Below are 25857 nucleotides of genomic sequence, written 5' to 3'. Positions count from 1 at the left end.
GACAGGCCTTGAAGCAGTTGCCGCCATTACCCGGCCATAGAGATTTTCCTGATCCCATTTTTTGAGAAACTCAGGCTCCTTCTGCGCAAGGTTGGCCTTCATTTTAAAATTTGTCTGGGGCAGATTCAGTGTCGCCCTGTAATCCATCATGTAACTCCTTATATTGATAAAACCGAAAAAATATTTTTCTGGTCAACTCCTTTTCAGCAGTGCAACGCTAAAATACCAATAAACCTCCAAGTTGCAAGGGTAAAATTACCATGCAGCCAAAGACGTAATCCGCAGATTATACTTTAAAAATGATATTTTCCGGGCAGACAACGGTGCATCTCTAGGTTTATTTTGCTGATAGCCGGATTTATCTATATAGCATATAATGTAAATGCTTTCTCCTATATTCATGAGGCGACATCATGGGTTCCAACATCTCCGATATAATGACAATCCAGATAAAAAAGGAAATTGCCGACCGCTATTTCGGATTCAGAAAAATCATCGAACAAGACAAAATCGATCTTGAACAACAGATCAGACAGCATTCATTCATCCTGGAAAAACGCATCAGTTTCGATCTGATCCGCCTCTATATTCTGCTCCTCGATGAAAAACTCATCCATGCCTTTTTTTCAATTATCGGCCTTGAACAAAAACTGTTCTACGATCCATCACTCACCGAATCTTCCGCTTTTGAAAAGAGAGTTTTTGAAGGGGTCCGTTTCCGGGGTTTTACCCAGGCGGGACGATTTGAGAACTTTATCTATGACTGCTATGAACGGCTTGACGCCCACGTCGAATTGTACAGACAACATATTGAGGAACTACAGACCTACCAGGAAACCATAGCGGAAGAAATCCGCCTCTTTTATAAACAAAACGACTTGTGCGCGATCTTGGGATTCCTGCGCCAGCTTGGGACTCCCGCGGCATCCAGCGTTATTGAAGGCGGCATGGAGGTCGGAATGGCGGCGGCACTGGAACAGAAAATGCGCATTGACCTGCCCCTTCCTGTGGAACAGTTTCTGCCGCTGATTCCTTCCTTAAAGCCCTTTGCTGAAATTAAGCCTGCCCTTACAAAAATTATCCGGGCGGCCTATTCACTTCATGGCATAGAGTTCAAGAATATATTTTCCCACCGACAAGCCCCCAGCATCCAGGGGCCCAGGTAAAATCTTTTTCCACAAACGATTGAACCGATAAATTATTTGTGTGCCTGTTATTTATCATCATCCGGACCTGATTTTTTCACCTTGCCATCCGCATCATAAAGATCAATATCAGGATATAATTTCCTGGCGCAGTCCGGGCAGATGCTGTGGCTGAACTGGGCCTCGGAATGGTCGCGGATATAGGATTCGATCTGGTTCCAGTACCCCTTATCATCACGGATCATCTTACAGGAGGAGCAGATCGGCAGAAAACCGCTCAAAACCTTGACCTTGTCCAGGGCTTCTTTAAGTTTCTGGATAAGCTGTTCGCGCTCTTCCTCCACCTGTTTGCGTTCGGTAATGTCATGGTTGCTGGCCCGCCGTCCGACGCATTCACCCGCAGCATTATAAACCGGCTGGCAGATATGGCTGATCCAGCGCGTCTCGCCGCTCATGGTGATTATCCGGAACGTCCTGGTGCAGACATCCACAGAATCAAGTTCTTTTTCAATATGCTCTTTAAATTTCTGCCGATCGTCCGGAAGTATTATTGACTCAAAAAGCTTCTTATTCTTGAGGAAATCCTCAGGCTCATACCCGGATATCCGTTTACAGGACGGCGACACATACATGAGATTACCCTCGGTGTCCATCCAGTATTCCCAGGCATAGGTAAAGTCCGAAACCGTGCGGAATTTTTCCTCGCTCTGCTTCAGGGAATTCTCAATTTCCTTGCGATGGGTAATGTCACGTCCGACGCCGATTATTTCCTTTACTCCACCTTTATTATCCGGAATACCGCGCACCGACCAGCTGAACCATCTCCAGCCGTCCAGGGTCATCGCTCTCTCGTCATGCTGGGTTGTGTATGGCGGGAAAAATACACCTTTAAGTGATTCTTTGATCTTTTCACGATCATCCTCATGGACAAGCGGCATGAATTCATTGCCGAGCAATTCTTCTGCATTCCTGCCGAATGTCTTGAGATATGATGGGCTCACATAGAGCAAACGGTTTTGATTGTCGAATTTAACCACCAGATCGCTTTGATTCTCAACGATCATTTTATACTTGTTTTCACTCTCCGCCGAGAGTATTTCAGCGATATCCCGTTCCCTGACTTTCTGGGCTATTTTCTGTTGCGCATACAGAAGCCCGCCCATTCCCATGATCCACAACAGTACATAACCCGTGGTCATCACATAATCATGGGCTGTAAAATATTTCTCAATATGTTCCATGGGCAATGAGACTGAAATACCACCGTTGATCTCACCCTCGTTGTATTCAGCATGACATTTCAGACATTCATCCCTGTTTTCAAGGGGGCGCATCAATCTTAGATAGGATTTCCCATCTTTTTCGATCATTTCGACAACCTCGGTCTCTCCCTGCGCAAATGCCAGAAGAGCCTTTTTTTCCCAGTGGTCCGGAACATTTTCAGGTCGAAGTGGATTCAAACTGGTGATATGACTGCTGACCCCATAGAGCGCCGAGAAATCTTCATTCATCTGTCTGATCATATAGGCAGGACTCATGAGGGTTAATTGCTCTCCCGAGGGTTTGCTGATGTCCCGATCAGCCATATGCGCCAGATATGGGCTTGGAAGGGTATGCTCGTCAGCGGGCACATAAACGCCGCCGTGCGATGCCGCCCACAAACGGATAGCATTGTCCTTGTTGAAATAGGCTGCGGCTTCCGTCCGGGCCACGGTGCTTGCCTCATGATGATGCTGGGAAACACCCCACCACAGGGACGCTGCCGCAAGGGCAGTCCATAAGAACATCAGAGTCAGGGTGTACCCGTGAATTCTTTTGATTGCTGCCATGGTATCTCCCCGCTATGACTGAATGCTATCCTTGAAGTTTCATTGTGGGACGCCTCCACCAAAAACACTGACAATTGAAATTGTCAGGATAATAGAATACCCAAACATCCCTGTCAATGATCCTGACCATTTCCCTGGCGATTCCATCCTTCGGAACAAAACTTAAAAAACCTTACTCCCCTTAATAAGCAGAGCGGTTGCCCCCATCCTCTCAATCACAAATAATCTTTGATTACAGGAAGTTAGAATATACCTTTCCAAAAAAGTTCTTTTTCTTTATACTCATAAAAAATTATCAAATAATTGGAAGGGAATATCCTGATGAAACGCCTGTCAACCCTGCTTGGACAAAAAGAATTTCACGTCCTGCTGTTCTTCTGCTGCCTGTTCCTCTTTTTTCTGCCTATTCTGCGTGGCGATAATCAGATCCATCCGGACCGGATGTTTTTCTTTCTCTTTCTGGTCTGGGGCATCGCCATCCTGATCCAATTTTTCATCAGCCGGGTTCTGACAACCTCAAACGTTAACAACAAAAAAACTCATCAAACTGAAAAGTGACCGGGCTTGCCCATGGATTCTAATAGTCCCGCTCAGTCTGAGAGAAAAATCATCCCCTGACGGCAAACATTGTTTCATTCCGCAACCATCATAAGCGTGATGTTTCTGTATATCGGCTTCCTTTTCCTGATCGGCCTATGGGTTGAGCGAAGATCCGTTTCAGGAGGCGCAAGGGGAAACCACCCCCTTGTCTACTCCCTTTCACTGGCAATCTACTGCACCACCTGGACCTATTACGGAAGTGTGGGCAACGCCGCCACCTCAGGGATGTTCTTCCTGACGATTTACCTGGGTCCCACCCTGATGATCATCCTCTGGTGGACAATCTTAAGGAAACTGGTGCGGCTCAAAAACAGCCAGCACATAACCAGCATCGCCGACTTTATTGCCGCACGCTACGGCAAATCACAACTGCTTGCCGCCCTGGCAACAATCATCGCCCTGGTGGGCACCGTGCCCTATATCGCCCTGCAGCTCAAGGCGGTGATCAACACCTTTGCAATCATCACCACGTCAACCGGACCGGCCTTTTCATGGATTGGCGACAATGTCGGGCCAATCGTCGTCGCCCTGATGACCGTTTTCACTATCATCTTCGGGGTCAGACGCCTGGATCCCACGGAAAGGCACCAGGGCATCGTCGTCGTGGTTGCCGTGGAATCCCTGGTAAAACTTGTCACCTTTCTTGCTGTGGGAATTTTCATAACCTATTTCGTCTTTAATGGATTCGAAGACATTTTCGAGCATTTTCATCGCATCGAACAGGTTGATCTTACCAGTGGCCAGGACAACAACCCTTCGGTTATCACCTGGGCAACCTATATGATTCTCAGCATGTCGGCGATCATGTTCCTGCCCCGGCAATTCCATATTTCCGTGGTTGAAAATTCCGACGAAAACCATATCCGCACCGCCATGTGGCTTTTCCCGCTTTACATGTTCCTGATAAACATTTTTGTTCTGCCCATTGCCAAGGCAGGGATTCTCACCGGACTGCCGATTCAGGACGCAGACACCTATGTTCTTGCCATACCGCTCCATTACGACAAGCCCTGGCTGGCTCTGGCGGTTTTCATCGGCGGTTTTTCCGCGGCGACCAGCATGATCATGATCAGCGCCATGACCCTTTCCACCATGTGTACCAATCATCTCTTATTACCGGTTATCGACCTCGCCCACGAACTCTCTTTTCTTCGCAGGCATCTTCTTGGTTCCCGCTGGGTGGCAGTTGGAATGATCATATTGAGCAGCTACTGGTTCGAACGCATCGTCGGCCCGTCTTTTTCCCTGGTCCGCATGGGAATAATTTCCTTTACCGCCGCTCTGCAATTCGCGCCGGTGATCCTTGGCGGCATCTTCTGGCGTCGCGGCAATAAATATGGCGCCATGCTCGGCTTAGGTGCCGGATTAATCCTCTGGATTCATACACTGATAGTTCCTTCCTTTGTTAAAAGCGGCTGGGCCAACACCCAGTGGCTGGAAAGCGGCCCGTGGGGAATCGGCATCCTGAATCCTGAACAGCTCTTCGGACTTTCCGGACTGGATACCATGAGTCACGCGGTTCTCTGGTCGATGTTCTTTAATATTGGCCTCTATGTTCTTGGCTCATTATGCTGTGGCGTCAAGGATGAAGAAAAACGCCAGGCCGACAATTTTGTCGATGTCCTGTCCCTGGGAACCTCGGTGAGCCCGACTTACGAGCAGACTTCCTATGTTGATCTTGAAGAAAAAAAGGTGATCATCAACGCCCTGCTCTGTCAGTATTTCCCGGTCCGTGAAGCAGGATCAATGCTTAAGAAATGCATGGCACAGGTAAAAATAAAAAACAGCGAAACGATCTCGGTTCTCAATCTTGCGGATCTCTGTAATGCGGTTGAAAAATCCCTTGCCGGCACAATCGGCAGCGCCGCCGCTTATAACGCCCTGAAACGGAAAATAATCTTCACTCCTGCGGAAACCAAGGCCCTGCAGGACGCATACGGCGAGATTCTTGCATCGTTAAGCCTTACTCCTGAGGATCTGAAGAAAAAAGTTGATTATTACAAGGACCGGGAAAATCTGATTACAACCCATGCCGAAGAACTCCAGGAAAAGCTTATTCAACTCAAAGATCAGATCCGGCAGAGGAAGCTCTCCGAAGAAGCATTACGGGACAGCGAGGAACGCTTGCAGGCGATACTGGACAATACCTCGGCAATCATCTACCTCAAAGACACCGAGGGTAAATATATCCTCATAAACCAGCAGTTTACAAAAATATTCAATGTTAAGGCCGAAGAAACAATCGGCAAAACAGACCATGAAATTTTTGCAGCGGAAATTGCCACCCAGTTCTGGACAAACGACCGGCTGGCCCTTGCGGAAAACCGGCTGTGCCAGATGGAAGAAACAATACCCCAGGATGACGGCCTCCACTATTATCTTTCAGTAAAATTTCCCCTGTATGACCATGCAACCATGATCAACGGCATCTGCGGCATTTCAACGGACATCACGGCTCTCAAAAAAGCCGAAAGCCAGCTCCGGCGCCTTTCCGGAAGCATCATGGACAGCCAGGAAAAAGAGCGCAGCGCCATTGCCAGGGAACTCCATGATGAACTGGGCCAGATCCTCACCGCCCTGCGCCTGGACTCAAAATGGATTCAGAACCGCCTGCAAAACGCCGACAACCCAGGCTCGGAACGGGCACAGTCGATGACCGAACTCATTGATAAGACCATCGACGAGGTGCGCGGCATGGCCACGCGCCTCCGCCCCGGCGTTCTTGATGATCTTGGCCTTATCGATGCCCTTGAATGGCTCACCAATGATCTGGAAAAGCGCAGCGAATTCTCCTGCACCTTTTCCCATAATGAGGTGCCCCAGGTAAGCGACGCCATTGCAACCGCGGCCTACCGGATTACCCAGGAGGCGCTGACCAACGTCACCAGGCATTCCGGGGCAACCCAGGTGGATGTGGCGCTGAGATACCAGGAAGGGGCTTTAACCCTGGCGATTCAGGATAACGGCCAGGGCTTTGACATGCAGAAGCTTGAAGAATCCGAGGGACTCGGGGTAACCGGCATGAAGGAGCGGGCTACCCTCATCGGCGGCAACGTTGCCATCGACTCACAGCCAGGGCTGGGAACCACGGTGTATGTACAGATCCCCACGCAACTCACCGACGGCGTTCTGCATTGGGCGCAAATCATTCCGGTCTGAAATTCACGAAATACATTGCCTCTACCAACCCATCATGATCCCGGGCCTGCCTTCTACCTTGTCATCTTCCCTATCATTGTTGTTTATAATTTCTTGACTTTGTTTCTCCTGTAATCCTAACATTACCAGTAAGGTTGAAAACTACTTTATGTGAGCAATAACTTTATTCAGTATTCCCTCGGATAATGTCACGCCTATATCAGACACTTTAAAACTGAATCCGCAGGTTGCTTACACCGGGATGCATGATGCGAGGCGGAATCCTCTATCGGCACCCGGACATGTAATAACGGAGCGGTAAGCGTTCGGCGGAAATCCGGATAGAGGAAAGATTATGAACCTGGCTGATCGAAACAGGCCCCCAAAAAAAAACATACTTTTTCTCGGCCTGTTCTTCGCGGCCCTACTTGTCGTGATTTTCTTGCTTTTCCAGTCAAGGGAAAAAGAGACGATCAAAATCGGCGCCATCATCTCGCTCTCGGGCTATGGCAGCCACCTGGTGGACCTGCGGGATGCCATGCTCCTGGCAGTTGACGAGATTAACTCCCAGGGTGGTGTAAACGGCCGTAAAATCGAATTGCTTATCGAAGATTCCAAAACAGATCCTGAAGAGGCTAAAGCGGCCTTTGAACGTCTTGAGAACGGCAGTAAAAAACCGGTGCTCTATGTTTCCACCCACAGCAATGTCAGTATAGCACTGGCACCCTTGGCAGCCAAGCATCAGGTAGTGCTGGTTGGCCTGAACACCTCGGCACCTGAATTCATCAAAAATGAGTGGGTATACCGACATTTCATTACTGCCGGGGAAGAGGGCAGAGTGGCGCAGCGTCTGCTCAGTGAATTAAAAGTGCAGTCCCTTGGAATATTCAACCTGGATGACCCCTACGGTAACTCCGTGGTGGAAGCACTTGAAAAAAATCTGGCCGATACGGGCGTAAAGATAATAAAAACCGTCTTTCAGAATGATGTTCAGGACATGACCCCCCAGATTGAAGCCGTGCAAGGGATGCAGGCCGTTTATCTGGCCGGCTTCGTTAAGCACGTTGCCATGGGGATCAGACAACTCCGGCAAGCGAATTATCAGGGGATTATTATAACACCCAGCGGCGGCGCCAATCCAAAGGTCACAACTCTCCCTGAAGCTGAAGGAGTCTACGTTTTGGCTCCCATTGTTTACAATCCGAATTATCAATTTGCCAGAGATTTCCAGGAAAAATTCGAATCCACATACAACAAACCATTCAGCCACAATGCCGCCAATGGGTACGATTTTGTTAAAATTTTTGCCGGGTTGATTGATGAGCAGGAGGTTTCGCGCAGGAACATCAAGCACATACTTGACCAGGGCTTTATGTATTCAGGAGTTCTGGGCTATCAGGAACTTGAGCCCGGTGGCCAGGAGATTCTGTTGCCTCTCCATCCCACCCGAATTCAGGACGGCAACTTAACTTTTCTCAGAAAAAATTATAGATGAAGATAAGCACAAAATTATATGCCGGGTTTCTGCTTGTGCTGGCCTTGACCGCAGCCCTTGGTTTTCATATATCCTCCATGAACAGCAAATCCCTGTTAGAAAATGTGGGCAGGGAGGCTGTTTTTGAAGCTGAAGGGATCATGAAAAGGATTGATCAGAGCATTCACGACAAGATTATGGAAGTTGGGGCTGCCACCAGGCGCAACTGGGTAATCTCGATTGTCGCAGCATCAAACACCCGGTTTGAACAGCTGGAGAACATTGAAGATTATCTTGCTGAAATGGAAAGTCAATGGACTGGAGCTTCCAGCGATATGGCAAATACTGTGCAGCAGGAACTGATGTCCAACGACCTGGCCAATGAACTCCGGGATGAGTTTATAACCTTTCACGAAACCAAGGATGGCAATCGGAGTCTGGCCAATATTCTGATAACCAACCGATATGGCGCAAGTATCGCCCAAACCGACCAGATCGACCACTTCCGGCACGATACAGAGACATGGTGGCAGGAATCGAAACAGCAGGAGATGTACATCGAAGAACTGGGGGGTATGAATAAAATTTCGCATACCCAAGGGATTCCGGTATCTTTCCGTATCGTTGATGACACAAACAATTTTTTTGGAATGCTTAAGACGGAAATAGATATTAAGGCGAAAATCCGCTCAGTAGAGCTTGCCACCAAACATTACAAAACCTCCCAGATTACGCTACTTACCTCGGACGGCAGAGTCATTTACAGAACCAGACCGTACCGGTTCATGGAGGATTTTTCCTCCTGGAAATATTTTAACCGGCTGCAGGGGAAAGATAATTCATTCGCAGGCATTTCCCAGGGGAACAAGGAAAAACTGTATTCCTTCTCCAGGTCCAAGGGGTATAAGCATTATCCCGGGTCAGGTTGGATACTGATGGTGGAAAATGACCTGGATGAGGTTATGGCACCAGCCCGTTCCCTGCGAAACAAAATTGTTATTACTACCCTGATATTGATTCTGCTGGGACTTCTGCTTGCATTTTTTATTTCGCAAACCATTATCCGTTCCCTGTCCAAGTTACGTGAGGGGGTTGAACGGATCGGCAAAGGAGACCTGGCTCATAAAATAGAACTAGATACCACTGATGAAGTTGGCCAACTGGCCCACTCCTTCAATGAAATGACCCGGAACCTTAAAAATATTACTGCTTCCCGGGACGAGTTAGAGACAGAAATAGCCCAACGTAAACAGGTGGAAAAAGAACGGACAAAGCTCACCGCCGAAATCACCAGAAAAAACATGGAACTGGAACAGATCGTCTACGTCACCTCCCATGACCTGCGTTCGCCTCTGGTTAATGTGCAGGGGTTCAGCAAGGAACTCGAGAACGCCATTAAGGAGCTTGTGGATGTTTACGAGGACGGAGAAATTTCCGGGGAAGAAGCAAAAAAGAAGGTTGCCCCGTTACTGCTGGAAGATATCCCTGAATCCCTTAAATACATCCAGAAAAGCATCGACAAAATGGATGCGCTGCTTGCCGGTCTCTTGGGCCTGTCGCGCCTTGGCCGCGCTATTCTCGACATAGAGGATTGCGACATGGACAGATTGATGAAGGATGTCCTCGCATCAGTTGAATACCAGATCAATGCCTCCGGGGTAATTGTTGACCTAAGCCCGCTCCCGCCGTGCAGAGGAGATGCAGACCAGCTCAACCAGGTTTTCTCAAACATTATTGATAACGCCTTAAAATATTTTGATCCGGATCGCCCTGGTCGAATCAGTCTTTCCGGGCAGATTAAGAATGGGCGTGCCGTTTACTGCGTGACAGATAACGGCATCGGCATTGCTGCCGAACATCAGAATAAGATATTTGAACTGTTCCACCGACTCAATCCCGCCGCAAGTTCAGGCGAGGGTTTAGGCCTGAATATCATCAGCCGTATTCTCGAAAGACAGGATGGCAAGGTATGGCTGGAGTCGGAACCTGGAAAAGGCAGCAGCTTTTATGTGGAATTACCGGGACAAGAGATAGGCTAGAAGTCCTTCGATACAAATCAGGAGCACAAAACATGAAAAAAGAAATGACAGTCATTATAACAGATGACGATGAGGGCCACGCCGCCCTTATCCAGAAAAACCTGAAACGGGCGGGAATCAATAATACCATCCTGCATTTCAAGGATGGCCAGGAGGTGCTGGATTTTCTATTCAGAAAGGGGAATGGACCTCAGAGAGAACCAGATACTCCCTACTTGCTGCTCCTGGATATCCGAATGCCGAAAATCGACGGCATTGAGGTTTTAAAACAAATTAAGGCAGACAAGGAATTGCGCAAAATACCGGTGATCATGGTGACCACCACGGATGATCCGCAGGAGGTGAATCTCTGCCACAGTCTGGGTTGCAGCAATTATATAACCAAACCCGTTGATTCCAATAAGTTTGTCGAGGCAATCAAGCAACTGGGGCTTTTTCTGTTGGTTGTTGAGATCCCCCACATTAACGGCAAAAACAAATAGGCTTGGAAGAGTTGCAATGGAAAACACCATAAAAATTTACGAGGATAACAGTCTACCGATCTTAGTGGTTGAAGATGACGAAGGCCTGAATCATTTAATCGTCAAAATCCTGCGCAAAGCCGATCTACAGGCCGAGGGCGTCCATACCGGCAAGGAGGCGATAACCAGGATGCTTGATGGGTTTCAGGGCTTCATGCTGTTGGATTATCTGCTGCCGGATATGACGGGCAAAGATGTCGTGACAAGGCTCATCGCCGAGCAAAAAAAAGTTCCCTTTATCATCATGACCGGCCATGGCGACGAAAAGATAGCTGTGGAAATGATGAAATTCGGCGCCAGAGATTACCTGATCAAGGACGCCAAGTTCATCAATTTGCTGCCCAGAATTCTGAAAAGGGCTATCAGGGAACTGACAACAGAACAAAAACTCACCAGGAGCGAACAGCAGCTGGAAATCCGCAATAAAATCAATGAGATTTTCCTCACCAAACCGAATGATGAAATGTATGCCGATGTATTGGATGCCGTACTTGAAACAATGAAAAGTCCGTACGGAGTGTTCGGATACATCAATGCGGCGGGCGACCTGGTTGCTCCGTCAATGACCAGGCACGTCTGGGATCAATGCCGAATCTCGAACAAGCAAATTGTCTTTCCAATAGAAACCTGGGGAGATAGCAGCTTTCCCCGGGCAATCCGGGAAAAGAAATCCAACTATTCCAACGAGAAATCCAGCCACACTCCAAAAGGGCACATTAAAATAAAGCGCCATATTTCCATGCCCATCCAACTGAACGGCGAAGTGATCGGACTCTTTCAGGTTGCCAACAAAAAAACCGCCTACACCGAGAACGATGTGGCAATGCTGGAAATTATCGGTAGCATTGTTTCTCCGGTACTCAAGGCCAGGCTGGAACAGGCAAAAAGTATAAATGAGCTTCTGATTGAAAAGAATCAGCAGGCGGACGCGATTCAGGTCCTGGCCATCCTGAACCAGCCCACCAGGCAACTGGAGGCTATCCATGAGGTCATAAAGCTGATCAGAAAATTCACCGGCGCCGAAGCTGTTGGAATTCGCCTGAAAGATGGCGAGAATTTCCCCTATTACCAGACAACAGGTTTTTCGCAGGAATTTGTCGATATGGAAAACGAGCTTTGCGCCCAAGATCAGGACGGAGGCATTCTTCGTGATAACCAGGGTAAGGCAATCCTTGAATGCATGTGCGGCTATGTCATCAGCGGCAGAACCGACCCAACACAGCCGTTTTTCACCAGGGGCGGCAGCTTCTGGACGAACAGTATCAGCCATCTCCTTGCCTCGAACACAGAAATATCTCAGCTGGATCGCATGCAAAACTGCTTCGATAGTATGGGTTACGAATCCATGGCACTAATCCCTTTTCAGATCCAAACAGAAACCGTGGGTCTTCTCCAGTTGAGCGACCACCGCAGGGATATTTTCACTGTTGAAATGATTGAATTCCTCGAAGGTCTGACTGCAAACATTGCCGTGAGCCTTGCCCGCAGGTGGGCCGAAGAAAATTTACTGGAAAGCGAAAAGCAGTTACTCCAGGCGCAGAAGATGGAGGCCGTTGGCACGCTTGCCGGCGGCATAGCCCATGATTTCAATAATATGCTGAGCGTCATAAACGGCTATGCCGAGATATCTTTGTGCAGCCTCAATCCCGTTGATCCGCTTTACAAGGACATCCAGGAAATTTTAAAGGCCGGAAAACGTTCGGCGGAACTGACACGGCAGTTACTGGCTTTTGCCAGAAAACAGACCATCAACCCCAAGGTGCTGAATCTAAACGACCTGCTGGAATTCTCCCAGAAGATGCTGGGACGGCTTGTGGGTGAGGATCTTGATCTCCAGATTATTTCCGCTGCCGATCTCTGGAATGTTTCAATCGATCCTTCTCAGTTTGATCAGATTATCACCAATCTGGCGGTCAACGCCCGTGACGCCATTCATGGAGTTGGAAAAATAATCGTGGAAACCGCCAATATGTCGCTGGATAAATCATATTGTCAGATGCATCAAGGCTTCATCCCCGGTGACTTTGTGATGCTATCCTTCAGTGATAGCGGTGTCGGCATGGATGACGATATCAAGGAACATATCTTTGAACCTTTCTATACCACCAAAGCGGAAGGAAAGGGAACCGGACTCGGCCTTTCCACCGTATTCGGGATCGTCAAGCAAAGCAATGGATTCATGAATGTGTACAGTGAACCAGGAAAGGGCACAACCTTCAAAATATACCTGCCAAAATTTTCAGGTGCTGTGGATGAAACTACAGTGTCCACCGGCATAGAACATTTAAACGGCACTGAGACAGTACTGATCGTCGAGGATGAGATTCAGATTCTTCAATTAGCAGGCAGAATACTGAGCACGCTCGGCTATACCACCCTCATGGCGGCCACTCCAGATGAGGCCTGCCTGCTTGTTGAAAAATACGATAAGCCAATACACCTGCTTCTGACTGATGTGGTGATGCCCACCATGAACGGCAGGGAGTTGATGGAAAAAGTTGAAGCTATTAAGCCTGAAATCAAAACCATTTTCATGTCTGGATATACGGCAGATATAATTGTTCACCGCGGTGTGCTGGCCCAAGGAATACATTTTGTACAGAAACCATTCAGCCAGAAGATTCTTGCAAACAAGGTCAGAATGGTCCTTGATGGTACGGTTGAATCCTGATTTGAACAACCACCGATGCAGGAGAAACATCATATGTCTATTACAGCAAGCGAAAGTATTTTAATTGTCGACGATGAGCAGCAGCTCTGTGACTTGTTGTCGCGTTTGCTTGAAAAGGAAAGCTATTCCTGCCGGACGGTGAACAGTGGAAATGACGCACAGGCTCTTCTTGCAGAGGATGATTTTGCCCTCATTTTGCTGGATGTCGAAATGCCGGAAATGAATGGTTTGCAACTTCAAGAAATAATACGGGATAAATACCCTGATATTGCAATAATTATGGTTTCAGGAGTGGATGACAGGGAGATTATTTTCCAGGCCCTTAAAAATGGTGCGTATGGTTATATAATCAAGCCCATTGAGCAGATGGAGGTCATCATCAATGTGAAAAACGCCCTCCGACTGCGTAAGCTTGAAATTGAGAACAGAGAATACCAGATTGAACTCGAACGCCTGGTGGATGAACGGACCTTTGAACTCCGGAAGGCATACAAGGAGCTGCAATCCTCCCAGGAGCAGCTGATCCAGCAGGAAAAGCTTGCCACCATCGGCCATCTTGCCGCAGGCGTGGCCCACGAAATAAAAAACCCCACCGGTTATATCGGCAGCAATCTCGGCACCATGAACAAGTATCTCGACAAGTTTTCCGAATTTATCGAGATGCAGGACCAGACGGTTCAGGACCTGCCCGCTGAAAAGATAACCGAACTGCGCCAGGCCAGGAAAAAACTCAAAATCGATTTCGCCATGGAGGATGCCCGGGACATAATCTCCGAGTGCCTGGAGGGAGTTGAGCGAATCAAGAAGATTGTCGAGGGGCTCAAATCATTCTGCCGCAAAGAACAGGATACTTCGCGCCCCGTCAACATCAACGACTGCATGGAAAACGCCCTCACCGTCGCCTGGAACGAGTTGAAGTACAAAGCAACCGTTGAAAAGAACTACGGCGACCTGCCGCAGGTTGAATGTTTCCCGAACCAACTCGGCCAGGTGTTCATGAATCTCCTGGTCAACGCCGCCCATGCCATTAAAGATCAGGGGACGATAACCATCACCACCCGTAAGGACGGCGATGCAGTGCTTGTGTCGATCACCGATACCGGCTGCGGCATGCCGAAATCGATCCAGGAAAAAATCTTCGAACCATTCTTCACCACCAAGGAAGACGGGGTCGGCACCGGCCTGGGACTGAGCATCATCAAGGAAATTGTTGCCAAACATAATGGCGAGATATTCTTGGAGAGTGAAGAAGGGAAAGGTTCAACTTTTACCTTGAGAATTCCCTGTCAGCAGTAAATTTCATGACGGTCCAGCCTGTTTAGCTACCAGTGCGGCTGGTTTCCGATCCGGTAGTTTGACACCTCCAGGGTATCGCTGATCACGATAAACGCCGTTGGGTCGATATTGTGAACCAGTCGTTTGAGTTGACCGATTTCTGTAAAAGTAATTACCGCGTAAAGGATATGTTCCTCCTTCCTGGTATAGCCGCCCTCCCCTTTGATAATCGTCACCCCGCGCCTGATGTCCTTGAGAATCTCCTGCGATATTTCTTCCCATTGCGCTGAAATGATAAACACCGCCTTCCGCTGGCTGAGGCCGGTAACCACTATATTAATCACCCGGGAACTGACATAGAGAATAATCAGCGTATAGAGCACGCTTTCTATGGAATAATAGACTGATATCAGCAGTAAAACCATGGCATTAATCGCCAGAATCGTAGTCCCCATACTTATGGAAAACCGCTTCAGGAGCATGACCGAGAGAATATCCGTGCCGCCCTGCGATCCGGATGTTCTCAGACAAATCCCGGCTCCTGCCCCAAGAATCAGACCAGCAAGCAAGGCATTCAGCATCCTGTCTTCCAGATTAATGTTGACCTGAACAAATGCGATGGCAAGGGTCAGAGAAAGGGTGCCGAAAATGCTGTAAACAAAGAAGCGCCGCCCCACCGCCATCCAGGCCAGGGTAAACAGCGGCACGTTGAGAATCAGATAAATCCAGCCGACGTTGACCCCCGGCATGAATTTATGGATTATCAGTGAGACGCCGGTAATGCCGCCGGTGACGAAATCCTGCGGAATCAGAATGCCGTTGATGGCGATAGCGCAAAGGGCGCTGCCAACAGGAAATAAAATGATATCCCGCAACAACTGTTGGGGTGAAAGAAAAAGCGCCTGGGGTTTATTCTTCATATGCATAATAGTATCCTGATAACGGCTTATAGGCAGTAGTTCAAAAAAAATTTCTTGAGTTTTGCGGTCGGAAAAGTACGGTGTGCATCCTGACTCAGGATGACACATAGCTTAACGTATCTCCCCTGACTTCGTAAGGAGTTTTTCCCTTCAGTCCGGAATCGACCTGTTTGATTAAATAATTTTCCCGGATCATTAATTTCTTCTCCTCTCTGACAGAATCATTTAATTTGATAGTATTCATTTAATAAATTCAGTTTTATGCCGATCAGGCATTTAAACCTCCTCATTATTCAGAATCGATTTATCAACCGGATAATTCATGAAATCTACATGCAACAACTATAGACTTGCCAAGATGAAATCCCTGCTCACCCGGGTGTTTGTTCTTTCTTTGTGCTTTACAATGATCTCCTGCGGCGGCGGCGACCAGGACCCTCCTGCTCAAACATCTGAAAACACGACCTCCGGCTCAGCTGAATACAGCGCCAGCATTGGCCCTGCAGGCGGCTCGCTTGAGGTCACTGATCCTGCAAGTGATCTGTACGGCGCAAAAATCATCGTGCCCCAGGGCGCCCTCACGACTACGCAGGAAATTACCATTTCCAGTGCCAGCAATGTCGGGAGCCTCCCAAACGCTTTAATTTACACGGGGTCTTCAGCCAAATTCGGCCCGGCTGACCTGGTATTTGAAAAACCGGTGACCCTGGTTCTGCCATACGCCGATATCGACAGCGACGGCTATGTGGACGGCACCGGTTATTCCGAATTGACTGTCGGAGCCATGTATGCCGACCCGACAAAGGAAACCTGGGAAGTATTCACCGTTATTTCGCGTGACACTGAAACAAACCGGGTGACTATCCAGACAAATCATTTCAGCACCTATCTGACCTATGTGGGTGAAACCACGCCGCCGGATACCGGAGGAACAGACCCAACCGCCACCACTTTTCTACCCGGTGAGCACTTTACCGCCAATCCGGTATTCACCTATAGCAAAGACGGCAGTCAGACCATGATCCGCCAGGAACCACCCTATTATTATTTATCCGTCCTCAGGTGGGAAGATGAGATGACCTCCAACCTTGATTCCCATCTTACCAGAACCAAGAACGGCTTACCCTGCACAATCAATGCGGATTTCTTTTCCTGCACCTTTGACGCCGCGACGATCTTCCCCAAGATTCAACAATCCGGCAATGCCGGGCTCTGGAACTGGAACTGCGAATACGTTATCGAACACACCATTTTAAAAAATTACGAGGTCAGGGATGATGCTTCTCTTGATCTGGATACTGCCGGAAGAATTTACTGCGACATTAACGCAACCGATGAAACCACTGTGACCATTAACTGGGGCTTCGATGTCAACGAAGAAATCTATTACTTCACTTCCAATACCGGCCTTGGACACATGCTGGCCATCAGAATCTGGGCAAATTACCAGGAATAAGCCATTGCGAATGGTCCTGTAAACATCGCAATTCATACCAGAACTTTTTTCGGCCCCCCCTTTTCCCGCACCCCATCTCAAGTTATATTTCATTAACGAGAAATGAGATATTCTCTTTTTCGATGAATTTCTATACAATCAAAGAAAAATTCAACGATTGATGACTTACGGATTTAATTAATGCTGAACATTCTCGAATATACCCCCATCCCGCAATTTGCCATCGACCTCCACCATAAAATTACTTTCTGGAACAAGGCCTGCGAACTTCTTACAGGCCTCAAGGCCGCGGAAATGATTGGCACAGACAGACAATGGGTTCCCTTTTATCCTGAAAAAAGACCCACAGTTGCCGATCTTATTCTCACAAACGACTTTGAAAACTTCCTCGAACTGTACAAGGATAAATTCCCGGCGGTCTCAAATATCATTACCAACGCCTGGGAGGCAACTGATAAATTCGAAAACATCGGCAACCGGCTGCGCTACATCTATTTTCTTGCAGCACCGATCACCGACCCGGGCGGTAAAATTATCGGCGCCATTGAAACACTTCAGGACATAACAACCCAGAAACTCCTCGAGCTGAGCCTGCACAACGAATCAGAACAACTGCGAAAAGAAAATCTCACACTGCGGTCCGCCATGAAACACCCTTACCGATTCGGGGATATCATCGGCAAAAGCAAAGCAATGCAGGAAGTCTACAAGCTCATTCTCAAAGCTGCGGCAACCGACACCAATGTAATCATCTCCGGTGAATCAGGAACCGGCAAAGAACTTGTGGCACGGGCCATCCACGATCTGAGTCCACGCAAAGACCATGAATTCGTTACGGTAAATTGCGGCGCAATCCCGGAGAATCTCATCGAAAGTGAATTCTTCGGATACAAGAAAGGCGCCTTCAGCGGTGCGGACAGCGACAAGGATGGACTTCTGGATCTTGCCGACCAGGGAACTCTTTTCCTAGATGAAGTCGGGCAAATAAGTTTAAGCATGCAGGTTAAATTGCTGCGGGTGCTTGAGGACGGCGGCTATACTCCGGTGGGCAGCAACCGGGTCCGGAAACCCGATATTCGCTTTATTGCCGCAACCAATACGAATCTCAATGAAATGGTTGCCAAGGGCCGGATGCGTGAGGATTTCTTTTATCGAATTCACATTATTCCCATCCATATTCCTCCTTTGCGGGAACGAAAAGAGGATATTCGTCTGCTGGTGGATTTTTACTGGGAAGAATTCGGCTCTTCCACAAAAAGACCTCTTATTCCGGAAAGCGCCCGCGAGCTTCTCCAGAAACACGACTGGCCCGGCAATATCAGAGAACTGCAGAATGTGCTGCATCGCCTGCACACCCTTAATACAATTGAGTTACCTGAGAAGATAAAAAAAACGAGTCTCATAAAACAACAGATTGACAGTCCTGCCGGCACAACACAGTCATCCCACGATCTGGGATCAGGTCGGGCCCAGTTTGAAAAACAATTTATTACTGAAAAACTTCAACAATTTCAATGGCATAAAACTAAGACAGCAGCCGAAATGGGCATATCGAGAAAAACCCTTTTTCGAAAAATGAAAAAACTGGGCCTCCTTTAGAAATCCACCGCCTGAAAATAATTTTGCAATTCAGCCTCGACTTCTGAAATTTCCGGGTTGACAGGATTTCATCAAGCCGATCAAGTAACAAAAAGCCCCATAAAGGGACACATTCGCCCCATTCCATGGACTTCCACTGCAACCCGATATAACCACCAAATACTCCTGAAAACGGGTCAACAACGACCCTCTTCATCTGCATCGATTCCTGCCAGAAAGACTCATCATCATACAGAATACATCAGAATTACACATGATTAAGAATAGTTACTACTCCGGCATGCCTTTTGCTATTGAAAGATATTACACAGGCAGAATACAACAAATACTCTCTGATTGGCTGCATCGCATCAGCCCTTCAATCGATAAACTAGATTAAGGTCCGACGGTTTGAAGAGTTTAGCAATACATATGAGACCAGGAAATCTTATGCGAAAAGAATCTTTTAAAGTGATATTCCCTTCATTCTTGACGCTGGTATTGTTTGCCGCGGTGCTCTTCGGCATTATCCTTCCGACATTCAATACCTCGCTCATGGACAAGAAAAAGGAGAAAATCCAGGATCTGACCCAGACTGCCTGGCATATAATGGATTATTACTATGAGCAGGAAAAATCAGGAAAACTCAGCCGCGAACAGGCTCAGGGGCTGGCTGCACAGGTAATTGGTAAATTACGCTATGGAGCGGACAATAAGGATTATTTCTGGATCAATGACCAGAAGCCGGCAATGATCATGCATCCATACCGTCCGGAGCTTAACGGTACCGACCTCTCTGATTTTCATGATCAGAAGGGCAAGCATCTCTTCGTGTCGTTTGTTGAAACAGTCCAGAAATATGGTTCAGGTTTCGTGCCATACATGTGGCAATGGAAAGACAATGAAAACGCAATCGTCCCGAAACTTTCCTTTGTGAAAGGCTATACCCCATGGGACTGGATCATCGGCACCGGGGTTTATCTTGAAGACGCCGAGCAGGAGATCTCTTCCATAACCCGCAATGTCATAAAATTTTCTCTGTCGATCCTCCTGGTAACCCTGTTTATTTCCTTTTATATCATCAGGCAGAGTCTGAAGCATATACAGAAGAAACAAGGGGCCGAAGCAGAATTAAGTCAATATCGCGCCCAACTGGAACAGCTTGTTGAGCAGCGCACAACCGAGCTTGCGTTAACCAACAAACAACTCCAAAACGAGATCAGCGAACGGCAGCTCCAGGAAAATGCGCTGCGCGAAAGTGAAGAACGATACCGATCTGTTTTCAAAGCGGCAAATGATTCCATTTTCACCATGAAGGATCACCGCTGCCTTGACTGTAATTCCAAAACACTGGAAATGTTCGGCTGCTCCAGGGATGAATTCATCGGCTGCATACCATACAACTTTTCCCCCGATACCCAGCCGGACGGCCAGAACTCACAACAGAAAGCGACAGAACTCATCAACCGCGCCTTGTCGGGAATCGCACAGATTTTTGACTGGGTCCATACCCGCGCCGACGGCAGGGAATTTGAAGCGGAAGTGTCCTTAAACAGGATAGTGCTGTCCACAGATACCATTGTCCAAGCAATTGTCCGCGATGTAACCCAGCGAAAAAGAATGGAACAGGGACTTTTCAAAACCCAGAAGCTCGAAGCAATCGGCATCCTGGCAGGAGGAATTGCCCATGACTTCAATAATCTGCTTACTGCTATCGTGGGAAATATCTCTCTGGTAAAAATGGCCTACAAGCCTGAGGATAAAGAATATCAACGACTCATGCAGAGCGAAAAAGCCTCTTTCCGGGCCAGGGATCTGACCAGACAGCTGCTGACCTTTTCCAAGGGTGGAACGCCGATCAAGGAGACAACATCAATCCTTGATCTTATAAAAGATTCCAGCAATTTCATTATTCGCGGCACCAATGTCAAATGTGACTATCATCTGCCGGAGAACCTCAATCCGGTGGAAGCCGATAAAAGCCAACTCTATCAGGTAATCCAGAACCTGATAATTAATGCCTGCCAGGCCATGCCATCGGGTGGAACCATTACCATTCAAGCAAAAAACGAAGTTGTTACAGAAAAAGACAACCTCCCGGTAAAAAATGGCGCTTTTGTTAAAATCTCTCTTGCAGATGAAGGAAAAGGCATCGCCCCCGACAACATCGAAAAAATATTCGACCCCTATTTTACCACCAGGGAACAGGGAAGCGGTCTCGGACTTTCCATTTCCTATTCCATCATTAAAAAGCATGGCGGATGTTTACTGGTTGAATCTGAACTGGGGGTTGGCTCAGTTTTCCATATCTATCTTCCTGCGTCAGAGAAAACAGCACACCAGAAGATTCATCAGGAAAGTGAAATAAGTCTAAAGGGATGCGGCAGGATCCTGGTTATGGACGATGAAGAATTAGTCAGAGATTTTAGTGTCCGGATGCTTGAACATCTTGGATACCAGGTGGATACCGCCAGTGAAGGACAGGAGGCCCTTGACCTTTACCAGGAAGCAATGGCACAGGGAAATCCCTTTGATGTTGTTATCATGGATCTGACTATTCCCGGCGGCATGGGTGGAGTGGATGCCATCAGGAAGCTCATCGAGATTGATCCGGAGGTTAAGGCCATTGTTTCCAGTGGATATGCAAATGATCCTGTAATGTCAAATCATGAAGAATATGGTTTCTGCGGCGTAATCCCGAAGCCATACGATCTGACAATCTTCAGCAGAACGTTAAAACAGGTTCTGTCTTTAAAGAAAAAATAACGAATAATCAAACTCTCTCCATGGATTTCCAAACCGCTTTCCTTTACTCTTTTTTCATGGTTATTTGACAAGATCAGCAAGCCAGCCTATATTCTATCAACTCAGAACGACTTATCCTTGAAACCAAACAATAAAGGACGTACCCATGCCCAAAGTAATTGCCATGGCCGGCAAGGGCGGCACCGGAAAAACCACCCTTTCCGCCCTGCTCATAAAATATCTCCTCCAAAGAAAACTCACCCCCGTCCTTGCCGTTGACGCGGATTCCAACGCCAATCTCAACGAGCTTCTGGCAATCAAAATCGGCAGGACAATCGGCCAGATCAGAAAGGGAATCAAGGACGAACTGCCGCCAAATATTACCCGGGACCAGTATATGGAAATGCAGGTGCATCAGGCATTGATCGAGGAATCCGGCTACGATCTTCTGGTCATGGGCCAGCCCGACGGCCCGGGATGTTATTGCGCTGCGAATCAATACCTGGCGATGACCATGGACCATCTTGCCTCTAATTACAAATATATCCTGGTGGATAACGAGGCTGGCATGGAACACTTAAGCCGGATGAATCTGCGCAGCATCGATCATCTCCTGGTGATCTCCGACCCGTCTTCCCGTGGAATTCTCACCGCCCGGCGGATTGCCGAACTCACCGGCCCGCTGGCCCTGGAAATCCACCATAAACACCTGATCGTCAACCGAGCGCCCGTCCCTGCCCCGGAAGCGCTCATTGCCAAAATCAATAAAGCAGCCAGCGAAAGCGATCTGCCCCTTGCAGGAATGTTACCAGCAAGTGACACACTGGTGGAACAGGAACTGGCCGGAGCCTCGTATCTTACCCTTGCCGATGATAGCGATATCGTCAAACAGGCTTTTGCTATATTTGATACGATCCTGAACTAGTGTCGGTCAAGCAATTGGGCATGCACTAATTAAACTCTTTATAATAGGATTTTGACATGAGACAGAAAAAGATGTTTTTTATCGTACTTGCTTGCTTTGCCGCCTCCCTTTTTCTCGGGTCCCAAGGCTTCAGCAAGGACAAGGAAGACCAATCATTTCTTGACGGCATGAAACAGGCGGGAAAGGAACTCAAAGAAGTCCCCGGCGAGCTTAAAGAGGGTTTCAAAACCACCGGCAAGGACATGAAAAAAGCCGGGAAAGAGATCAAAAAAGACGTCAAAGAAGAATCAAAAGAAATCGCCGACGGATCCAAGAAAAATTTCAAGGAAACCAAGAAGGAATCAAAGAGCCTCTGGAAAAAATTTAAAAACAAACTCGGATTTGACGACTAATTCGACGATATAATGAATAATTTCCAAATCCACTCCTCACAACATACAAAAAAACTTCTCCAGGATCTGTAAAACACCACAAAAAACGCCCAACTACTACTTTGTGGCACTTGTTTCCCGTCAGACACTTCTATATACTTTTATCAAATTACAACCATTCTTTATTAATGGGAGGCCTCTCTTATGACCAATGAGGTTGTATGCAAAATACTTCTGTAACCTCCTGCCGGATTTGATCGCCCCTGCAGGAGGATCTCATTCTCATCCCAAAGCTTATCCATAACGGGTTTGCCCCCTATTAATTCGGGTAACTCCCCAATCCGGGGATTACCTGACACCAGGAGGGTAGAACATGAAAACAAGTTCAGTCATGAAATATGTTTCCATCTGTTGTGCTGTTGTTGCAGTCGGGATGTTTGGCTATGTGGTGAATGCCTCCAACATGACATCGTATATTTCAAGCGACCCGAAGGTATGCATCAACTGCCATACGATGAATACCGAATATGCAACCTGGCAGCACAGTTCGCATCGGAGTCAGGCCACCTGCGTGGACTGTCATCTCCCCAAAGAGTCGCTGATTGACAAGATTTTCGCAAAATCCAGGGACGGCTTCATCCACTCAAAGGCCATGACCTTCCGCTCCTATGATCACAATATCAGAATAAGTGAAAACGCCGCAGAAAGGATTCAGGCCAATTGTATCCGATGCCACATGGAAGCAGTTTCCCAGATCATCGAAAACAGCAGGCTTTATTCCATGGACAAAGACACCATGCAGGTCGACCGAAAATGCTGGGATTGTCACCGGACAGTGCCGCACGGCAACACAAAGGGACTCACCGCTACTCCGGACAACCTGGGAGTCAAGGAAGCATTAACACTTTAACAAAAGAGAGGGTGAGTAATGAAAAAAACAACAATGCTTACAATTGTTTCAGTGGCGGTCATTGTTCCGTTGTTTTTACTTGCAGTTTCAATCAATGAAAACAAGGCCGAACAAAAGGCGATCAATGCAGTGCCGGAAATCAAACGACTGGAATCAAAGAGTGCCGAGTGGGGAAAGCATTATCCGCGTCAGTACGATTCATACCTGCAGACCAGAAAAAGCGATGAAATAACCGACATGCTCAAAAAAAATCCGGCCCTGGTGGTCATGTGGGCCGGCTATGGTTTTTCCAAGGATTACAATGCACCCCGCGGCCATCATTACATGCTTGAGGACAACATTAACACCTTGAGAACCGGCGCTCCGGTGGACGCCAAGACCGGCCCCATGCCAACCGCATGCTGGACCTGCAAGTCTCCTGATGTTCCGAGGCTTATTGATAAAATCGGCGAGAACGATTTTTTCACCGGCAAATGGGCGCGGCACGGCAGCGAGATTGTAAATCCGGTGGGGTGTGCTGACTGCCATGACAACAAGACCATGAAGCTGACGATCACCCGGGATTTCCTTAAACGGGCGCTGGATCTGGAAGGCAGCCTCAAGGTTGCCGACGCAACACACCAGGATTACAGAACCCTTGTGTGCGCGCAGTGTCACTCCGAATACTATTTTAAAAAAACCGAATGGACTGATGCGGATGGCAATAAGCAAGAGGCAGGCGTTGTAACTTTTCCATGGGAAAACGGTTTAAGCGTTGAGGCCATGGAAAAATATTATGACGACAGGAATTTTTCTGACTGGACCCATAAAATCAGCAAAACACCGATGCTTAAAGCCCAGCATCCGGGTTATGAAATGTTCAAAACCGGCGCCCACGGGCTTAATGGCGTGGCCTGCGCTGATTGCCACATGCCATATGTCCGGGAAGGCGGGGTTAAATATTCCTCCCACAATGTCGACAGCCCCCTTGATCATGTAGCCAACACCTGTCTGAACTGCCATGGTTCTGATGAGAAAACACTTCGGGAGACGATTGCCAAAAAGCTGGAAAGAAAAGATGAACTCAACAAAACCGCAACGGAGGTAATCGCCAAAGCACATCTTGAAGCCGGCAGGGCCTGGGATCTTGGTGCATCTGACGCGGAAATGAAGGAAATCCTCCAGGATATCAGGCATGCCCAATGGCGATGGGATTATTCAATCGCCAGTCATGGTTCCTTTTTCCATGCACCTGAGGAAACCCTGAGAATCCTGGGTTCAGCAATCAATAAGGGCCAGGATGCGCGGGTCAAATTACGCACCGTTTTAGCAAAATACAAAGCAGGTGATTATCAGGCCCCGGATTTTTCAACCAAGGAAAAAGCCCAGGTTATAACCGGATTGCCTTTCACGCAACTGGTTACAGAAAAAGAAACTTTCCTGAACACCTTGCGAAAAGAATGGATTGAAGAGGCAACGAAAAAAGGCCTTTATGATCCAAAAACACGCGAGGGCATGGCTTTTAAAACCTCGTACAATTAATCCGGAACAATTCTGTTTACAAAAGACTCCTTATGTATTGCATGGGGAGTCTTTTGTATCTCACGGCCGATGGAAACAATAAAATCAGTCACCCAAAAAAATCCCGCGGCTGTCCGGAAAATTCTCAGTGCCGGAGCGGTCATCATGTGTTAAGGTGTCTGCGAAATTCAGATAAAAAAAGTTTCTTGAACCACAACCACAATTCCGCTCCTTAATCCAAAAACCCCCTTCCTGAAAAAGATTCACTCATGACTCATACCGATCAGCCATCAAATTCCAATTGGACCATTCTTTTTCTCTGCTGGCTGCTTGCTGCCGTTTCCGCCCTGGGCAGCATATTCTTCAGTCATTTCATGGAGCTTCCCCCGTGTGTTCTGTGCTGGTATCAACGAATATGTTTATTTCCGCTTGTTCTGATTCTGCCTTTCGGGCTCTTTCCTTTTGAGAAGAATGTTGTTAAATATACCCTGCCGCTGGCCGGGGCAGGATGGTGTATTGCTTTGTATCATAATCTGCTGTTTTACGGGGTGATTCCGGAAAGCATCCAGCCCTGCCAGCAGGGTGTTTCCTGTACAGACGACCTTTTGAACCTGTTCGGTTTTGTAACCATTCCCCTGCTTTCATTCCTGTCGTTTTCAGTAATCCTGGGATTACTCATCATGCTTAAAAGGAGAACTACTTCATGAAAAATCATCTGCTGTTTATAATTACCGCAATTGTCCTGATTGTGGCGTTTGCG

The 25857-nt window shown here is 47.7% G+C and carries 18 protein-coding genes; 16 read left to right on the top strand and 2 right to left on the bottom strand.

From position 1 onward, the window contains the following. Positions 1-413: 413 nt before the first annotated feature. A complete protein-coding gene (locus KKE17_08380) occupies positions 414-1166 on the top strand; it encodes a hypothetical protein (protein MBU1710004.1) in 753 nt (250 codons plus the stop codon). 47 nt (positions 1167-1213) lie between these two features. On the opposite strand, the gene KKE17_08375 is transcribed toward KKE17_08380, so the two are convergent. Then, complete coding sequence (locus tag KKE17_08375; GenBank protein ID MBU1710003.1) at positions 1214-2974, bottom strand: PAS domain S-box protein; 1761 nt, start codon at positions 2972-2974, stop codon at positions 1214-1216. 321 nt (positions 2975-3295) lie between these two features. Between KKE17_08375 and KKE17_08370 the strand changes: the two genes are divergently transcribed. From KKE17_08370 to KKE17_08340, 7 genes are all read left to right on the top strand, one after another. Continuing rightward, positions 3296-3532 carry a hypothetical protein gene (locus KKE17_08370; protein MBU1710002.1) on the top strand — a complete coding sequence of 79 codons (237 nt, stop codon included), beginning with the start codon at positions 3296-3298 and terminating at the stop codon, positions 3530-3532. A gap of 99 nt (positions 3533-3631) precedes the next feature. Next, positions 3632-6733 carry a PAS domain-containing protein gene (locus KKE17_08365; protein ID MBU1710001.1) on the top strand — a complete coding sequence of 1034 codons (3102 nt, stop codon included), beginning with the start codon at positions 3632-3634 and terminating at the stop codon, positions 6731-6733. A gap of 334 nt (positions 6734-7067) precedes the next feature. Next, positions 7068-8207: an ABC transporter substrate-binding protein gene (locus KKE17_08360; GenBank protein MBU1710000.1), complete on the top strand. Its 1140-nt coding sequence runs from the start codon at positions 7068-7070 to the stop codon at positions 8205-8207. After that, a complete protein-coding gene (locus KKE17_08355) occupies positions 8204-10225 on the top strand; it encodes a sensor histidine kinase (protein ID MBU1709999.1) in 2022 nt (673 codons plus the stop codon). Before KKE17_08360 ends, KKE17_08355 begins: the two co-directional genes overlap by 4 nt. A 32-nt stretch (positions 10226-10257) precedes the next feature. Next, entirely contained in the window at positions 10258-10707 is a 450-nt protein-coding gene (locus KKE17_08350; GenBank protein MBU1709998.1) for a response regulator, read from the top strand. Positions 10708-10723: 16 nt separating this feature from the next. Next, on the top strand, positions 10724-13417 hold the full coding sequence (locus tag KKE17_08345; protein MBU1709997.1) for a response regulator: 2694 nt from the start codon (positions 10724-10726) through the stop codon (positions 13415-13417). A gap of 33 nt (positions 13418-13450) precedes the next feature. Next, a complete protein-coding gene (locus KKE17_08340; GenBank protein MBU1709996.1) occupies positions 13451-14713 on the top strand; it encodes a response regulator in 1263 nt (420 codons plus the stop codon). A 26-nt stretch (positions 14714-14739) separates the two neighbouring features. On the opposite strand, the gene KKE17_08335 is transcribed toward KKE17_08340, so the two are convergent. Then, positions 14740-15612: a YitT family protein gene (locus tag KKE17_08335; GenBank protein ID MBU1709995.1), complete on the bottom strand. Its 873-nt coding sequence runs from the start codon at positions 15610-15612 to the stop codon at positions 14740-14742. A gap of 322 nt (positions 15613-15934) precedes the next feature. Here KKE17_08335 and KKE17_08330 point away from each other — a divergent pair, with 322 nt between their 5' ends. From KKE17_08330 to KKE17_08295, 8 genes are all read left to right on the top strand, one after another. Next, entirely contained in the window at positions 15935-17068 is a 1134-nt protein-coding gene (locus KKE17_08330; protein MBU1709994.1) for a hypothetical protein, read from the top strand. A 189-nt stretch (positions 17069-17257) separates the two neighbouring features. Further along, positions 17258-18667 carry a sigma 54-interacting transcriptional regulator gene (locus KKE17_08325; protein ID MBU1709993.1) on the top strand — a complete coding sequence of 470 codons (1410 nt, stop codon included), beginning with the start codon at positions 17258-17260 and terminating at the stop codon, positions 18665-18667. Positions 18668-19096: 429 nt separating this feature from the next. After that, on the top strand, positions 19097-21412 hold the full coding sequence (locus tag KKE17_08320; protein ID MBU1709992.1) for a cache domain-containing protein: 2316 nt from the start codon (positions 19097-19099) through the stop codon (positions 21410-21412). Positions 21413-21557: 145 nt separating this feature from the next. Further along, on the top strand, positions 21558-22316 hold the full coding sequence (locus KKE17_08315) for an AAA family ATPase (protein MBU1709991.1): 759 nt from the start codon (positions 21558-21560) through the stop codon (positions 22314-22316). 56 nt (positions 22317-22372) lie between these two features. Then, positions 22373-22708, top strand: a complete 336-nt coding sequence (locus KKE17_08310) for a hypothetical protein (GenBank protein MBU1709990.1) — start codon at positions 22373-22375, stop codon at positions 22706-22708. Positions 22709-23060: 352 nt separating this feature from the next. Further along, on the top strand, positions 23061-23597 hold the full coding sequence (gene nrfH / locus KKE17_08305) for a cytochrome c nitrite reductase small subunit (GenBank protein ID MBU1709989.1): 537 nt from the start codon (positions 23061-23063) through the stop codon (positions 23595-23597). Positions 23598-23615: 18 nt separating this feature from the next. After that, complete coding sequence (gene nrfA / locus KKE17_08300; protein MBU1709988.1) at positions 23616-25118, top strand: ammonia-forming cytochrome c nitrite reductase; 1503 nt, start codon at positions 23616-23618, stop codon at positions 25116-25118. A gap of 248 nt (positions 25119-25366) precedes the next feature. Continuing rightward, on the top strand, positions 25367-25804 hold the full coding sequence (locus KKE17_08295) for a disulfide bond formation protein B (protein MBU1709987.1): 438 nt from the start codon (positions 25367-25369) through the stop codon (positions 25802-25804). Positions 25805-25857: the final 53 nt, after the last annotated feature.

The organism is Pseudomonadota bacterium, assembly GCA_018823135.1.
Lineage (GTDB): Bacteria > Desulfobacterota > Desulfobulbia > Desulfobulbales > CALZHT01 > JAHJJF01.
This window is presented reverse-complemented; position numbering and strand designations above follow the sequence as displayed.

What these genes read in the sequence shown, in the direction of transcription:
- KKE17_08335 (MBU1709995.1), bottom strand. Translation starts at nt 15,612, where the DNA reads ATGAAGAATAAACCCCAGGCGCTTTTTCTTTCACCCCAACAGTTGTTG.
- KKE17_08360 (MBU1710000.1), top strand. Translation starts at nt 7,068, where the DNA reads ATGAACCTGGCTGATCGAAACAGGCCCCCAAAAAAAAACATACTTTTT.
- KKE17_08295 (MBU1709987.1), top strand. Translation starts at nt 25,367, where the DNA reads ATGACTCATACCGATCAGCCATCAAATTCCAATTGGACCATTCTTTTT.
- KKE17_08320 (MBU1709992.1), top strand. Translation starts at nt 19,097, where the DNA reads ATGCGAAAAGAATCTTTTAAAGTGATATTCCCTTCATTCTTGACGCTG.
- KKE17_08330 (MBU1709994.1), top strand. Translation starts at nt 15,935, where the DNA reads ATGAAATCTACATGCAACAACTATAGACTTGCCAAGATGAAATCCCTG.
- KKE17_08315 (MBU1709991.1), top strand. Translation starts at nt 21,558, where the DNA reads ATGCCCAAAGTAATTGCCATGGCCGGCAAGGGCGGCACCGGAAAAACC.
- nrfH (MBU1709989.1), top strand. Translation starts at nt 23,061, where the DNA reads ATGAAAACAAGTTCAGTCATGAAATATGTTTCCATCTGTTGTGCTGTT.
- KKE17_08350 (MBU1709998.1), top strand. Translation starts at nt 10,258, where the DNA reads ATGAAAAAAGAAATGACAGTCATTATAACAGATGACGATGAGGGCCAC.
- KKE17_08355 (MBU1709999.1), top strand. Translation starts at nt 8,204, where the DNA reads ATGAAGATAAGCACAAAATTATATGCCGGGTTTCTGCTTGTGCTGGCC.
- KKE17_08375 (MBU1710003.1), bottom strand. Translation starts at nt 2,974, where the DNA reads ATGGCAGCAATCAAAAGAATTCACGGGTACACCCTGACTCTGATGTTC.
- KKE17_08380 (MBU1710004.1), top strand. Translation starts at nt 414, where the DNA reads ATGGGTTCCAACATCTCCGATATAATGACAATCCAGATAAAAAAGGAA.
- KKE17_08370 (MBU1710002.1), top strand. Translation starts at nt 3,296, where the DNA reads ATGAAACGCCTGTCAACCCTGCTTGGACAAAAAGAATTTCACGTCCTG.
- nrfA (MBU1709988.1), top strand. Translation starts at nt 23,616, where the DNA reads ATGAAAAAAACAACAATGCTTACAATTGTTTCAGTGGCGGTCATTGTT.
- KKE17_08340 (MBU1709996.1), top strand. Translation starts at nt 13,451, where the DNA reads ATGTCTATTACAGCAAGCGAAAGTATTTTAATTGTCGACGATGAGCAG.
- KKE17_08310 (MBU1709990.1), top strand. Translation starts at nt 22,373, where the DNA reads ATGAGACAGAAAAAGATGTTTTTTATCGTACTTGCTTGCTTTGCCGCC.
- KKE17_08345 (MBU1709997.1), top strand. Translation starts at nt 10,724, where the DNA reads ATGGAAAACACCATAAAAATTTACGAGGATAACAGTCTACCGATCTTA.
- KKE17_08365 (MBU1710001.1), top strand. Translation starts at nt 3,632, where the DNA reads ATGTTTCTGTATATCGGCTTCCTTTTCCTGATCGGCCTATGGGTTGAG.